The sequence below is a fragment of the Pseudomonas sp. P4795 genome, assembly GCF_048822895.1.
GTDB lineage: Bacteria > Pseudomonadota > Gammaproteobacteria > Pseudomonadales > Pseudomonadaceae > Aquipseudomonas.
Genome location: NZ_JBMFBT010000007.1, coordinates 20056 through 34099, shown reverse-complemented (window position 1 = coordinate 34099; position 14044 = coordinate 20056). Strand labels below are relative to the sequence as shown.

Annotated in this window: 13 protein-coding genes; 5 read left to right on the top strand and 8 right to left on the bottom strand. The window is 59.3% G+C overall.

The window, feature by feature from the left end; all coding sequences use genetic code 11:
• Nucleotides 1-134: 134 nt before the first annotated feature.
• Nucleotides 135-1193 carry a PA0069 family radical SAM protein gene (locus tag ACOI8A_RS20355; RefSeq protein WP_420649994.1) on the bottom strand — a complete coding sequence of 353 codons (1059 nt, stop codon included), beginning with the start codon at nt 1191-1193 and terminating at the stop codon, nt 135-137.
• 234 nt (nt 1194-1427) lie between these two features.
• Between ACOI8A_RS20355 and ACOI8A_RS20350 the strand changes: the two genes are divergently transcribed.
• Complete coding sequence (locus ACOI8A_RS20350; protein WP_420649993.1) at nt 1428-1730, top strand: hypothetical protein; 303 nt, start codon at nt 1428-1430, stop codon at nt 1728-1730.
• 61 nt (nt 1731-1791) lie between these two features.
• Here the strand turns inward: ACOI8A_RS20350 and ACOI8A_RS20345 are convergent, their stop codons facing one another.
• Genes ACOI8A_RS20345 through ACOI8A_RS20335 form a run of 3 tightly spaced genes read right to left on the bottom strand, consistent with a single transcriptional unit; the run spans nt 1792 to nt 5636 of the window.
• Nucleotides 1792-3093, bottom strand: a complete 1302-nt coding sequence (locus ACOI8A_RS20345; RefSeq protein WP_420649992.1) for a c-type cytochrome — start codon at nt 3091-3093, stop codon at nt 1792-1794.
• Between the two features lie 12 nt (nt 3094-3105).
• Nucleotides 3106-4890 (bottom strand): GMC family oxidoreductase, encoded by a 1785-nt coding sequence (locus ACOI8A_RS20340; RefSeq protein WP_420649991.1) that lies wholly within the window; start codon nt 4888-4890, stop codon nt 3106-3108.
• A gap of 2 nt (nt 4891-4892) precedes the next feature.
• Entirely contained in the window at nt 4893-5636 is a 744-nt protein-coding gene (locus ACOI8A_RS20335; protein WP_420649990.1) for a gluconate 2-dehydrogenase subunit 3 family protein, read from the bottom strand.
• 304 nt (nt 5637-5940) lie between these two features.
• Between ACOI8A_RS20335 and ACOI8A_RS20330 the strand changes: the two genes are divergently transcribed.
• Entirely contained in the window at nt 5941-6576 is a 636-nt protein-coding gene (locus tag ACOI8A_RS20330; protein ID WP_420649989.1) for a tyrosine-protein phosphatase, read from the top strand.
• Here ACOI8A_RS20330 and ACOI8A_RS20325 read toward each other — a convergent pair.
• The 3 genes from ACOI8A_RS20325 to prlC all read right to left on the bottom strand — a co-directional run bounded on the left by ACOI8A_RS20325 (nt 6563) and on the right by prlC (nt 11067).
• Nucleotides 6563-8590 (bottom strand): M3 family metallopeptidase, encoded by a 2028-nt coding sequence (locus ACOI8A_RS20325; protein WP_420649988.1) that lies wholly within the window; start codon nt 8588-8590, stop codon nt 6563-6565. The two genes, ACOI8A_RS20330 and ACOI8A_RS20325, sit on opposite strands and share 14 nt — an antisense overlap.
• Before the next feature lie 117 nt (nt 8591-8707).
• On the bottom strand, nt 8708-8992 hold the full coding sequence (locus tag ACOI8A_RS20320; RefSeq protein ID WP_420649987.1) for a YheV family putative zinc ribbon protein: 285 nt from the start codon (nt 8990-8992) through the stop codon (nt 8708-8710).
• Nucleotides 8989-11067 (bottom strand): oligopeptidase A, encoded by a 2079-nt coding sequence (gene prlC / locus ACOI8A_RS20315; RefSeq protein ID WP_420649986.1) that lies wholly within the window; start codon nt 11065-11067, stop codon nt 8989-8991. Before prlC ends, ACOI8A_RS20320 begins: the two co-directional genes overlap by 4 nt.
• Before the next feature lie 62 nt (nt 11068-11129).
• Between prlC and ACOI8A_RS20310 the strand changes: the two genes are divergently transcribed.
• Entirely contained in the window at nt 11130-11675 is a 546-nt protein-coding gene (locus ACOI8A_RS20310) for a gamma carbonic anhydrase family protein (RefSeq protein WP_420649985.1), read from the top strand.
• A 28-nt stretch (nt 11676-11703) separates the two neighbouring features.
• Complete coding sequence (locus ACOI8A_RS20305) at nt 11704-12354, top strand: HAD family hydrolase (protein ID WP_420649984.1); 651 nt, start codon at nt 11704-11706, stop codon at nt 12352-12354.
• 123 nt (nt 12355-12477) lie between these two features.
• On the opposite strand, the gene ACOI8A_RS20300 is transcribed toward ACOI8A_RS20305, so the two are convergent.
• Nucleotides 12478-13554 (bottom strand): aminopeptidase, encoded by a 1077-nt coding sequence (locus ACOI8A_RS20300; RefSeq protein ID WP_420649983.1) that lies wholly within the window; start codon nt 13552-13554, stop codon nt 12478-12480.
• A gap of 59 nt (nt 13555-13613) precedes the next feature.
• On the opposite strand from ACOI8A_RS20300, the gene ACOI8A_RS20295 reads away from it, so the two are divergent.
• Nucleotides 13614-14036 (top strand): hypothetical protein, encoded by a 423-nt coding sequence (locus tag ACOI8A_RS20295; protein WP_420649982.1) that lies wholly within the window; start codon nt 13614-13616, stop codon nt 14034-14036.
• Nucleotides 14037-14044: the final 8 nt, after the last annotated feature.

Genomic DNA, 14044 nt, shown 5'->3' with positions numbered 1-14044 from the left:
ATGAACAAGGTAACCGCCGAAACTTAACTCAAACTGAATCAAGCGCTCTAGAACGTGTGTTCCAGGTCACAAAAAACGTGACCGGCGTTAACCGGGCAAGTACATCCCTCCACTCAACCATAGGCCAATTGTCTCTAAATCAGCGCCATCTGGCGACCCGGCGGACAGAAGGCAGTGCAATCGAGATTGAAGCCTTCGCGTCGATCCAGACCCAGTCGTTTCAGCGCCTTGGCGAAGCGCTGGGCCAGCAGATCGGCAAACGGCCCTTCGCCACGCATGCGAGTGCCAAAACGACTGTCATATAGCTCGCCGCCACGGCTCTGGCGGATCAGGCTCAACACATGGGCGGCGCGTTGCGGATAGTGCGCCTGCAGCCATTCTTCGAACAGCGGCGCCACCTCCAGCGGCAGGCGCAGCATCATATAGGCCGCACTTTGCGCACCAGCCGCGTGCGCCTCGGCGAGCAGGCTTTCGATTTCGCAGTCGTTGATCATCGGAATCATCGGCGAACACAACACGCCCACCGGAATACCGGCTTCACGCATGACCCGAATCGCACGCAACCTGGCCTTGGGTGCAGCAGCGCGCGGTTCAAGGATGCGTTTGAGTTCGTCATCGAGCGTGGTCAGGCTGATCATCACCGCCACCAGTCGCTGTTGCGCCAGTTCGGTTAGCAGGTCGAGGTCGCGCAGGATCAGCGAGCCTTTGGTGATGATGGTCACCGGATGCCGGTAGCGCAGCAGCACTTCGAGGGTCTGACGGGTGATTTTATGTTCACGCTCGATCGGCTGGTACGGGTCGGTGTTGGAACCCAGATTGATTGGCGCACATTGATAGCCTTTCTTGCCCAACTGCTCTTCCAGTACTTGGGCGGCGTTAGTCTTGGCGATCAGCTTGGTCTCGAAATCCAGCCCCGGCGACATGTCCCAATAGGCGTGGCTCGGCCGCGCGTAGCAATAGATGCAGCCGTGCTCGCAGCCGCGATAGGGATTGATCGAACGATCAAAGGGCAGGTCCGGCGAAGTGTTGCGGGTGATGATGGTTTTCGCGGTTTCGATGCGTACCTCGGTGCCTTGGGTGTGCGGCACTTCCTGATACCAGCCATCGTCCTCGGCCACCGAACGATTCGGTGCGAAGCGATTGTGCGGGTTGGTAGCGGTGCCACGACCGCGTGGGGGCAAAAGACTGGACATCAGAGGATCCTTTGATCTGTACATCCATACAGTATTCGCAAAGCCCCGAGTGATCCACTACCGTTCGGCCATTGGTCAAAAATACCAAGTTAGTTAAATGAATTATTTAAATAGAAAGTTTGAAAGCGGCGTAAATTAAAGAAACACAAGTTGGCTGGTCGTATGTCTATCAAGTTCGTAGTATCCACCTCGCTTCACAACAATTAATTAGATTAAAGACAAAAGGATTTGATGATGTCGTTTTTTAATTCGCGCGGTATTTTTCTGCAACTGATGCAGCCTGGTCCATCGGAGCCCAATACTCTGGTGTCCATGCAACTTGCTCGCAAAGAACTGGGTTGGGATGCCGAGGCCGGCGTGCAGACTGAAATGCTGGTCGACCCGATTTTCGTCACCGCGACCTCCAAAGACGGTGGGCACACCTTCAGCATCGGTCGTCTTGAGCACGATGTTGATCGTGACGGCGAAGTGGGCGAGCAAGATCGAGCCAAATTGGCCGCACTGGCAAAGGCTTACGCCAGCATTATCAATCCTTGATTAAGCCTGTTCGATAAAAACCATAACCCCTGCATGTTTTTCCATGCAGGGGTTATTGTGCTTAGTTGTGATCAGTCACTTGTCCAAGGTCATCGGATGATGTTGTGGTCATATCGTCGCTGCGCAACCTGGAAACTTCCTTTGCGGTTACAGCTGAAGACTTGTTACCCCAACTGCCACGAATAAAACTCACCACATCCGCCACTTCCTGATCCGACAAACGCCAGGCAAAACCGGGCATGGTGAAGGTCGATGGCGCGGTGTGAGTCGCCGGCAGGGTGCCGCCCTTGAGCACGATGTGAATCAGCGAGGTCGGATCTTCCGATTGCAGCACCGGATTACCCGCCAGCGCAGGGAATACCCGCGTGTAGCCATGGCCATCGGTGCGGTGACAGGCCGCGCAGTTATCGATATACACCGATGCGCCACGTTGGCTGTCGTCGCCGTTCCACAATGCTTTGGCGACTTTCTCATCGTATTGATGCGGCTGGTCGGTCGGGTCGTTGGCTGGCAGCGATTTGAGGTAGCGGGCAATCGCTGTCAGGTCGGCGTCGGTCATGTACTGCATGCTGTGGGTGACCACATCGCTCATGCCGCCGAATACCGCGCTGCGGTCACTGCGGCCGGTCTTGAGGAATTGCACCAGTTGCTCTTCGCTCCAGCTGCCGAGTCCATCCTTGTGGTCGCCGCGCAGACTTTTGGCGATCCAGCCTTCCAGTGGCGCACTGCCTGACAGAAAACTGCTGCCATCGGCCGCGCTAAGGGATTTTTCCTGCATGGTCAGGGCACGCGGTGTATGGCAGGCGCCGCAATGTCCGAGGCCTTCCACCAGATACGCCCCACGACTGACGACGGCATCCTCCGACGCGGCTTTGTAGTCCTCGACCTGCGGCGCAAACAGCCAGCGCCAGCCCATCAACGGCCAGCGCATGCTCAGTGGCCACGGGATATCGCTGGCCTTGTTGTCCTGTGCGACCGGCTGTACGCCGTGCATGAAGTAGGCGTACAGCGCCTGCATGTCGGTATTGCTTACGCGGGCGTAGGACGGAAAGGGCATCGCCGGGTACAAAGTACTGCCGTTTTTCGCGACGCCATGTCGCACAGCCTGGTCGAAGTCTTCGAAGCTGTAGTCACCGACGCCGGTTCTATCCGGGGTGATGTTGGTCGAATAAATCGTACCGATCGGGGTTTCCATCGGCAGACCACCGGCGAACGGCTTGCCGTTCTTCGCGGTGTGGCAGGCCACGCAGTCGCCAGCACGGGCTAGGTATTCACCTTGTTTGATCAAGGCTTGATCAACTTCGGCCGAGTGAATCGAAGCGCTGCCGAGCAATGCCAAGGTTGCGATAACGAAATTCTTCATGGTCATCGCTCCTTAAGCCTGAACCAGCGGGCCGGGGTTTTTCAGGTATTGCTCGCGGATCGCTTTCGCCGACCAGTAGGTCAACGCAGCGACCAGCCCTGTCGGGTTGTAACCCAGGCCTTGTGGGAAAGCCGACGCGCCCGGCACGAAGACGTTGTGCACGTCCCAGCTCTGCAAGTAGCGGTTCAGGGCGCTGGTCTTCGGATCGGTGCCCATGATCGCGCCACCGTTGAGGTGGGTGGTCTGGTAGGAGGCGGTGTTGAAATGGTCACCGACTTTCTTGCCGATCACGGCGATGGCTTTCGGGCCCATGGCTTCGGCGACCTTGCCCATTTTTTCGACCATGAAGCGGTTCATCTTGATGTCGTTTTCCTGCCAGTCGAATGTCATCCGCAGCAACGGCAAGCCGTAGGCATCGCGGTACACCGGGTCGAGATCGAGGTAGTTGCCACGGTAGGACTGATGCGCGCCGTGGGCGTCCATCGACACCTGGTGGGTGTAGTAATCGGCGGTCGCGCGTTTCCAGGCGCTGCCCCAGGCCGGAGTGCCCGGTGGATTGGAGGTGCCGGCAATCGGCCGGCTGCCGGCCTGGTTGACCCACATCGGCGAACCACCGACGAAGCCGTGCGGCCCGTGGTCGAAGTTGTCGGCGTTGAAGTCGTCCAGCGCTACACCGTTGCCACCGGCGCCGATAAAGTTGTTGGTGTGGGTGTCCTTGTCGAAGAACGCCTTGATCGTGGCCATGTTCTGGTAGGCGAAGTTACGCCCGACCACGCCTTCGCCGCTGACCGGGTCGTAGGGCTTGCCGATGCCCGAGAGCAACATCAGTCGCACGTTATGCAACTGGAAGGCGCCGAGGATCACCAGATCCGCCGGTTGCTCGATCTCGCGACCCTGAGCGTCGATGTAAGTAACGCCGGTAGCTTTGCTCTTGCTGCTGTCGAGGTTGATCCGCAGCACGTGGGCGTTGGCGCGCAGCTCGAAATTCGGCAGCGGCTTGAGCGCCGGAAGAATGTTCACGTTTGGCGAAGCCTTGGAGTACATGTAGCAAACATAGCCGCTGCAAAAACCGCAGAAGTTGCACGGACCCATCTGTGCACCGTAGGGATTGGTGTACGGCCCCGAAGTATTCGCTGAAGGCAGGTTGTAGGGTTTGTAACCGACTTCGGTAGCCGCTTTGCCGAACAGCTGTGCGGAAACGGTGTTTTTCTGCGCTTCGAGCGGGAACGGGTTGGAGCGATCCGCCGCGTAAGGGTTGCCGCCCTTGCCCTGACCGACCAGTTGGCCTTTGACCGTCCACGCCTGGCCCGAGGTGCCGAAGACTTTTTCGGCAAAGTCGAAGAATGGTTCCAGCTCTTCGTAGCTGACGCCGAAGTCCTGGATGGTCATGTCTTTGGGAATGAAGCTTTTGCCGTAGCGTTCTTCGTAGTGACTGCGCATACGCAGTTCGATCGGATCGACCCGAAAATGCACGCCCGACCAGTGCAGCCCGGCGCCGCCGACGCCGTTACCCGGCAGGAACGCGCCCAACTGGCGGTTCGGCAGGGCGATGTCGTTGACGCTGTGGCGGATGGTGACAGTTTCTTTGGAAATGTCCTGGAAGAGTTTTTTCCGCACGCTGTAGGTGAGTTCGTCGATCACCTGCGGATAGTTGCCGTCGGGGTAGGTGTCCTGCATCGGTCCGCGCTCCAGCGCCAGCACATTCAGACCGGCCTCGGTCAGCTCTTTGGCCATGATCGCGCCAGTCCAGCCGAAACCGACGATCACTGCGTCAACTTTCTTCAATACGGTTGCCATGCTTACGCCCTCTCGCCGCGAATCGAAACTGCCGGGAAGGGGTACTGCTCGTTGCGTTCTACCCAGTCCATGAAATCGGCGCGGGCGCCGGGGAAGCCGATCATGGTCCAGCCGACCATGCCTTTATTGCCGCCGTGGATCGGATCGCAGAAAAACCCTTCCTTGGTGTTTTGCAGCAGCAGATTGAAGAAAATCTTCGCAGGAACGCTGTCGAACTGCGGTTTACCGGCTTCGAGTTGCTTGAGCAGATCGTCTCGGGTAGCGCTGTCTTGCTCGGCAAATGTTTTACCGTTGAGCGCTTTGGTCCACTGATCCGTGGCGGCGATGCCGAGGCGATAGATGTCTTTGGGCACCAGTTTGCTCTGCCAGCCCATTTCCGGCGCGGCGTCGGCATTGAACGGGCCTTGCATGTACCACAGAGCACCGGCGGCGTACGGCGTGTTCATCTGACGGTCGATGTATTCCGGCACGCCAGCCTCAAGGGCACCTGGGCCTTGCGCATCGCTGGGGATCAACTGCGCCACGGCGGCGTTGATGAAGGCCCACTCTTCGGCTGTGAAGTAGTTCGGCTCGTAGTGGGCGCTGCTGGTTTTGGCTGGTGCCGGGTGTGGCGCAGGTGCGGCTTCAGGTGCCGCTTGCAACATGCTGCTGCCCAGTCCGGTGCCCGCAAGGGTGACTACCGGAATCAGGGTCAGGGATTTGCGCAAAAACTCACGCCGCGGGTTGTCTCGATCTGCATCAGACATGGGGTGCACCTCATCAGGCATTGGTGTTTGTCAGCCGTTTCTGCGAACGGCTTCAGAATTTTTGGTTGCGACGTGGCCGTAATGTCCGGAGAACAAGGCAGGCTTCTGCAACATCGTGTGACAAATGGTAGCAGGCTAAGCTTCTCGATGAACCGATTCAGCGGAAAAAAGCCGGTATTTGCGATGAAAGTCGAACCGGACGGCAGTGATTCACGATTCTTTGACGAGTGCCTCACGGGGATTTGACCGGCGCAAGCCCAAGCTTCAGGCCTCCATTGATCAATCCCTATGCGGTCCACCGAGCATGCGTCCTGTCTTCGCTGTGTGTTTTTCGCTGTTTGCAGTTTTGCATCTCGTTCCAGTTCAGGCCGATGAGGCCGCGCCCGTGCGGCCGACTGAATGGGCGCAACCGGTCGAGGTGCAATACAACCTGTTCCAGATGTCACCCACCCTCTACCGCAGTGCGCTACCTGACAGCGGCGCCGTGCCATTGCTGAAAAATCTCAAGGTCGCGACGGTCATCAACTTTCTGCCCGAATCCGATTCGAACTGGCTGCAGACCCCCGGCATCAGCCAGGTGCAATTGCCCTATCGCACCAATCACGTCGACGACAGCGACGTACTCAAGACCCTGCGCGCGATTCAGGCTGCCGAAGCCACCGGCCCGGTGTTGATGCACTGCAAGCACGGCTCCGACCGCACTGGCCTGATGGCGGTCATGTATCGCGTGGTGATTCAGGGCTGGAGCAAGGAAGACGCGCTGAGTGAAATGACCCAGGGCGGTTTCGGCGAAAGTGGCCATTTCCGGGACGACGTGCGTTACGTGATGCAGGCTGATGTCGACAAGCTGCGCACGGCGCTGGCCAATGGTGATTGCAGCACCAGCGCTTTCGCCACCTGTTCGCTGAAGAGTTGGTTTCAGACGGTCAATCTGAAGTAGCTGTTGGTTGCAGGCTGACTGGCCGGCCAAGGAACGCTGCGACGGCTTCCCGCAGTGGGCGCGCCGCGCCGGGAGAGAAGAACGTTTCGCGGAAATCCCGACCGGTCTGCGCATTGAACACCCAGTCCGCCGTGAAGCGCTGGAACGCTTCGCTGGCCAGCACCCCCGACCATGCGTAGGCGTAAACCCTGGCGTCGTAATTGGTCACCATGTAGTCGAAACTGTTGGCGAATCTGTTCGGTGCGGGCAGTTGCAGGTGTGGAAATGCGCGCTGCACATCGGCGCAGACCTGCTGGACGGTGCGTCCATCGCCATGGGATCGGTGCAGCTCGAAGTCGAGCATTGCACCCATCAGCAGCATTGAGCTGGGGCGGCTGGAATGAGCCTGAATGGCAGCCAGCGCTGCGTCGACGCGTGATTCGCTCAGCAGCTCACCAGTCTGAAAATGCGCGCCGAGCCAAAGCAGAAACTCTCGCGACTGACACCATTGCTCGAATAACTGCCCGGAAAATTCCGCGGCGTCATGCCCCAGCTGCAGAATGCCCGACAGATTGTGATGCGGCGAACGTGTCAGCACCTGTTGCAGGCAATGGCCAAATTCATGCAACAGCACCCGCAGATCCAGATGCTCCAGCAAGCACGGATGAGCGTCGGTTGGCGCGGTGAAATTGCTGTAGAGCAGAGCAATCGGCAGCGCCGGCCGGCCTTCGGCGCTGATCCGACGATTGCGCAGGGTGGCGGTTCCGGCGTAATCCGCCGCGTTTTCCTGATGGTAGGGATCGAAGTAGATATAGCCGATGACCTGTTCGTGCTCGCTGATTTCCAGCAACCGCACACCGTCATGCCAACGCTCGAAGCCGGTCTGCTCAACGATGCGGATGCCGAACATGCGCTCGCAGAACAGGCAGAGCCGGCGCAGAGTGGCGTCCAGTGCAAAAAACTCACGCAGATTTTCCAGCGCTCCGGGGAAGTGCTGTTGCCGCCATTGTTCGGCGAGGAAATCCTGATCCCACGCCTCGATCTGGCTGATCCCGCGTTCCAGCGCGAAGGTTTTCAGAGTCTGTGCATCGCGCTCAAGTGTCGGCGCCAGCAGCGCAACCTGCCGTTGCAGAAAACCACTGACGGTACCGGTGTCATCGGCCATTTCCGTGGCCAGGCGCATCTGCGCGAAGCTTTGATAGCCGAGCAATCGGGCTTTCTGCTGGCGCCGCGCGAGCAGTGATGACAGTACCGAACCGTTATCGAACTGGCCGGCCAGCGGTCCTTGGTCGGAAGCCCGGGTCGAGTAGGCGATGAAGCACTCTTGGCGCAACGCGCGGTTCTCGGCGTATTTGAGAATGTGCTGGAAGGTATTCTGGTCGAGCTGAATCAGCCAGCCCTCATGTCCGGCCTGGCCGGCCGCAAGCGCCAGACGCTCGCGCATCGCCGGCAATACGCCCGCGAGCAGAGCGACGTTGTCGATGCGCTTGCTCCACGTCTGCGTCCAGCCCTCGAGGTGGTGCAAAAATACCTGCTCCAATCCGCTGATCTCGCGATTCAGTCGTGCCAGCTCCTGCTGCTGTGCAGTGGGCAGTTGAATGCCCGACGCTTCAAACTTGCTCAGGATTCGCGCCAGCGCCGCTTTGCGCGGCCCATCGAAATTGGCCGCGATCGGGCTGTGCGCCAAGCGTTGGAAAATCCGGTACAGCGAGCGATTGCTGGCTTTCTCGGTTCGGTACTGTGCGATGGCGAGCTGGCCTTTGGCGCTTTCTACCAGCCATTGCGCATCGTCGGATTTGACCATCGAGAAGGTTTCGAGGATCGAGTTCACCTCGCTGAGACGCGCATCGGTTTCGTTGACGGTCAGCACCAGATCATCCCAGGAGGGAAGGTCGGCCTGGCTGGCAATGGCCTCGGCAATGATCCGTCGGTTATCGGCAATGATGCTGTTGATCGCGGGCAGTAGATGTTCGGCGCGGATCGCCGACCACGGCGGCAGCGTCCAGTGTTGCAGGAGGGGATTTGGGTCTGGCATGGCAGCTTCCTTCGAGGCATGGCGAAACGGCCAGCCTACGAAGCAAGTGCAGGGTAAAGGTGTTACTCGGATACCACCCTGCACCGATGAACGGTGCAAGGCGGGTTTGCTGGATTGTTACGCGTCAGGCTTTTTCGCGAGCTTGGGGTTCGGGAAAAACTGCACCGCCTGCACCTTTTTGTCCGGCGCAGGTTTGATCGCGCTTACGTTGACCCGCGTGCCCAATTCCTTGGGCACCGACAGGCCTTGTTCGTTGAGCGTGTCGGAATACCCGCAGGCCACGCACTCACGATGCGGAACCGTATCTTCGTTCCACATCATCAGCTTGTCCGGCTCGCTGCACGCCGGGCAAACCGCCCCGGCGATAAAGCGCTTCTTGGTAATCACAGGTGCCTCACTCATGCTGCCGCGTCCTCACTCAGGCCGCTATGGCGCAAGAGTGCGTCAATCGAAGGCTCGCGGCCACGGAAGTCGACGAACAGCACCATCGGCGCCTGCGAGCCGCCACGCGCCAGAATCGCTTCGCGGAACGCGCGACCGGTTTCTGCGTTGAGCACGCCGTCTTCTTCGAACTTCGAGAAGGCATCGGCCGACAGCACTTCAGCCCACTTGTAGCTGTAGTAACCCGCCGCGTAACCGCCAGCGAAGATGTGCGCAAAGCTGTTAGGGAAACGGTTGTAGGCCGGCGGACGCATCACCGAAACCTCGTCGCGCACGCCTTCAAGCACTTGTAGCGGGCTGCGGCCGTCACCGTGGGTCGCGTGCAATTCGAAGTCGAACAGCGAGAACTCCAGCTGACGCACCATCATCAGGCCGGACTGGAAGTTTTTTGCCGCGAGCATTTTTTCCAGCAGATCCTGCGGCAGTGCCTCGCCGGTCTCGTAATGGCCGGAGATCAGCGCGAGGCCTTCCGGCTCCCAGCACCAGTTTTCCATGAACTGGCTCGGCAACTCGACCGCATCCCATGCCACGCCGTTGATCCCGGACACGCCGGCATGTTCGACGCGGGTCAGCAGGTGATGCAGGCCGTGGCCGAATTCGTGGAACAGCGTGGTGACTTCATCGTGGGTCAGCAGCGCAGGCTTGCCGCTGTCGGCCGGGGTGAAGTTACACACCAGATTGGCCACCGGGCTTTGCAGCACGCCGTCGAGGGTACGGCGACGATCGCGGGCGCCGTCCATCCACGCGCCGCCACGCTTGTTGGCGCGGGCGTACAGGTCGAAGAAGAAGCGGCCGACGTGCTGGCCGTTTTCCTTGATCTTGAACAGGCGCACGTCCGGGTGCCAGGTGTCGAAGCCTTTGAGTTCGGCGATTTCGATGCCGTACAGACGCTGGACGATGGCGAACAGACCGCCGAGTACCTTGTCGATCGGGAAGTACGCGCGCAGGGTTTCCTGAGCGACGCTGTAGCGTTGTTCGCGGAGTTTTTCACCGTAGAAACCCACGTCCCAGCTCTGCAGATCGGCACAACCTTGCTCAGCGGCATAGGCCTTGAGCTGTTGCAGATCCTGCGCGGCGAACGGCTTGCTGCGCTTGGCCAGATCGCGCAGAAAGCTCAGCACCTGATCGCTGGACTCGGCCATTTTCGTTGCCAGGCTCAGCTCCGAGAAACTGCTGAAACCGAGCAATTTCGCCAGTTCCTGACGCAGGTCGAGAATCTCGCCCATCACCGGGCCGTTGTCGTTCTGACCGGCATTCGGGCCTTGATCCGACGCACGGGTGCAGTAGGCGGCGTAGACTTCTTCGCGCAGTGCGCGGTCTTGCGCATAGGTCATCACCGCGTAGTAGCTCGGGAATTCCAGGGTGATCAGCCAGCCGTCGAGCTCTTTGGCCTGGGCGGCCGCAGCCATTTGCGCCTTGGCCGAGTCGGTCAGGCCGGCGAGGGTGGTTTCGTCGGTGATGTGTTTGGTCCAGGCTTGCGTGGCATCGAGCAGTTGATTGGAGAAGCGGCTGCCCAGCTCGGACAGTTTGCTTTGCACTTCGGCATAACGCTGCTGCTCGGCTGGCGGCAGGTCGATACCCGACAGACGGAAATCGCGCAGGGCGTGTTCCAGAATGGTTTTTTGCGCCACGTCGAACCCGGCGGCTTCCGGGCTGTTGGCCAAGGCTTCATAAGCCTGGAACAGCTCGCGGTTCTGGCCCATCTCGGTGGAGTAGGCGCTCAGGGCTGGCAGGCACGACTCGTAGGCTTCACGCAGTTCGGCGCTGTTGCACACGGCGTTGAGGTGGCTGACCGGGCTCCAGGCGGCGCCGAGGCGATCGTTGAGTTCGTCCATCGCCAGAATCAGCCCGGCCCAGGTCGGGTTCTGGCCTTGGGTTTTGAGGATTTCGGCGATCGCCGCGCGGTTGTCGGCGAGGATGGTTTCGATCGCTGGCAGCACGTGTTCGGCGCGGATCGTCGAGAACGGCGGCAGGTCGTAGGACTGCAAAAGAGGATTGTTCACGCTCACGGATGGCACCTTGGCTGGAAGAAACATGCGCCCATCTTAATTACAATCGACATCCACCGCAGCTATCGGCGACAGAGAGAGAACTAATCGTGTCCCTTCGCAAGTACCAGAATCACACCCCGCACTTGAGCAAAGGTGCATTTGTCGACGGCTCGGCGGTGGTGATCGGCGACGTCGAAATCGGTGAAGACAGCTCCGTCTGGCCACTGACCGTGATCCGCGGCGACATGCACCGCATCCGCATCGGCGCGCGCACCAGCGTGCAGGACGGCTGCGTGTTGCACATCACCCACGCCGGCCCGTTCAATCCGGATGGCTTTCCGTTGCTGATCGGCGATGACGTGACCATCGCCCACAAGGTCATGTTGCATGGCTGCACCGTCGGCAGCCGCGTGCTGATCGGCATGGGTAGCATTGTCATGGACGGTGCGGTGGTCGAGGACGATGTGATCATCGGCGCTGGCAGTCTGGTGCCGCCGGGCAAACGCCTTGAGAGCGGTTTTCTGTATGTCGGCAGTCCGGTGAAACAGATCCGTCCACTGTCTGACAAGGAACAGGCCTTTTTCACCTACAGCGCGGCGAACTACGTGAAGCTCAAGGATCTGCATCTGGCCGAAGGCTACGACCAGATCTGACCGTTCTCTCGATTACCCAGGAATTTTCATGCATTACCAGACCGTACTGTTCGACCTCGATGGCACCCTGACCGACCCGCGTGAGGGCATCACCCGTTCCATTCAGTTTGCGTTGGCGAAACTTGGCATTGATGAGCCGGACCTGACCAAACTCGAACACTTCATCGGCCCGCCGCTGTTGCAGGCGTTCATGCAGTTCTATGACTTCGATGAGGCCAAGGCGTGGGAGGCGGTGAATTTCTATCGTGAGCGTTTCAAGGTCACCGGTCTGTATGAAAACCAGGTATTCGATGGCGTAACGCCGTTGCTGGAAACCCTGAGTGGCCAAGGGCGACAGCTGTATATCGCGACGTCAAAGCCTTGGGTATTTGCTCGCGAGATCGCTCGGCATTTCGATTTCGCCAGGCACTTCAAGGTGATCTACGGCAGTGAGCTGGACGGCACGCGCACCAACAAGGTTGAGCTGATTGCGCATCTGATTGCCGAAGAAGGGCTGGATCCGGCGAACACGCTGATGATTGGTGATCGCAAGCATGATCTGATCGGGGCGCGCAGCAATGGGATGGATGCGGCGGCGGTGGGGTATGGGTTTGGCAGCCCGGAGGAGCTGAGTGCCGAGGCGCCGGCTTATCACTTCGAGACGTTGGCCGAGTTGCATCAGGCGTTTTTGCAGCGCTGATCAGAATGTCATCGCTGGCAAGCCAGCTCCCACAGGATCGTTGGTGAACACAAACGTTGTGTCCGACACAAACCCTGTGGGAGCTGGCTTGCCAGCGATGAGGCCAGTTCAGCCCATAAACAGCTATGAACCAGCCATAGTTTTCAGCGCTGCCTTCCTCTGTTGAGTTGGCAACTCTCCGAGTTTCTCGACTTCAGCATAAAACCTCAGCCAATCCCCGCCCACCTGCTTGAACAAATTAGCAAACGCCGGCACCCATTGGTCATACAGCCCAAACGGCAGCAGCCTCGCGTTGTTAAGCGGCGTGTTGACCCAAGCGTCGTAGCGCTTGTCCCCCGCCCACTGGCTATCACGCATCACCCGGTAATCCCGACGAAACTGTTCGAATTGCTGCGCTTTGCGCTCGCGCATCTGCTCGGCGGGCAACGGTTGTGTGTATAACTTTTCCAGCCTACTGCGGGTGTCGAGAATCAGCTGGATAAACTGATCGCGCTGTTTCAGCCGAGAATCGTTTTCCACCGGCAATCCGCGAAACGCCCGCCATTGCCGGGTGCCTTCCTGCTCGACGAACGTGGCAAAGGACTCGTTGAATTCAGTGTCGTCCTGCACGTAGAAACGTTGGTGCGCCAACTCATGAAAGATCAGCGTGGCCAGTCGTTCATCGCCCCAGCCCATCATCGAGTTGAGGATCGGATCGTTGAACCAGCCCAGCGTCGAGTAAGCCTCGACGCCGCCAATCGACACGTCCAGGCCTTGCAACTGCTGCAGCGCCGCTTCACCGCGTGCTGCGCTCTGACTGTAGTAGCCGCGATAGGCCACGCACCCGGCGATCGGGAAGCAATGATTCTGCGGGCTCAATGAGAATTCCGCCGTGGCGAACACGTTCCACACCACAAACGGCCGACCGATGTCGGCGTACAGGCGATAGCTCTGGTTGTCGGGCAAGTGCAGATGCTTGCTGGCGAAGGTTCGGGCCTTCTGCGACTGGGCGAGATGGCTGCGCAGTTTCGCGTCGCGGGCCGGATCGGCAATCACCTTTTCCACCGGCTCGCGCGCCCGCAGCAGTTGCAGCTGACCGCTGGCCAACTGGCCGTAGTAGCTGACGCTGGCACAACCGTTGAGCAACAAAAACAACATAGCCGGAAACAAAATCGGCAAAACGCGATCAAGTAACCCATGGCTTGGAAGCGGCCTGCTCAAAATAAAAAATCCTTCGGAAAGTCTGCCCGCAAGACTATCCCGCCCATTGGAGCTTCGCTATGCGCATGTTGATACTGACAGGAGGCGTGCTGACGCTGGCCGGTTGTGCCGGGTTCGGCATGCCCGCCCCCGATCCCACGCAAGCCTGGATCGATCTGAATCCCCGGCAGCAGGACACCGCGCTGCAAGCGCTGGAAGTCGACAACCAGGCTAATCAAGACCAACGCTATTTCGAGGTGCAGCCCGGCAGCCATGAGCTGACGGTGCGATATCAATTCCCGGTGGCGGCAACCAACATCGGTCCCGATGCCGAGCCGCTGTGGCGCGATTGCCAGTTGAACGTGAAATTCAAGGATTTCAACGCAGGCCAACGTTATCAGTTGCAGGCCGGCAGCATCGGTTTCCGTCCGTGGGCCAAGCTCTACGATGAACAGCGCAACGTGGTCGGCCAAGGCATACCCGCTGGCTGTCAGCGCACGTGATCGGCGTT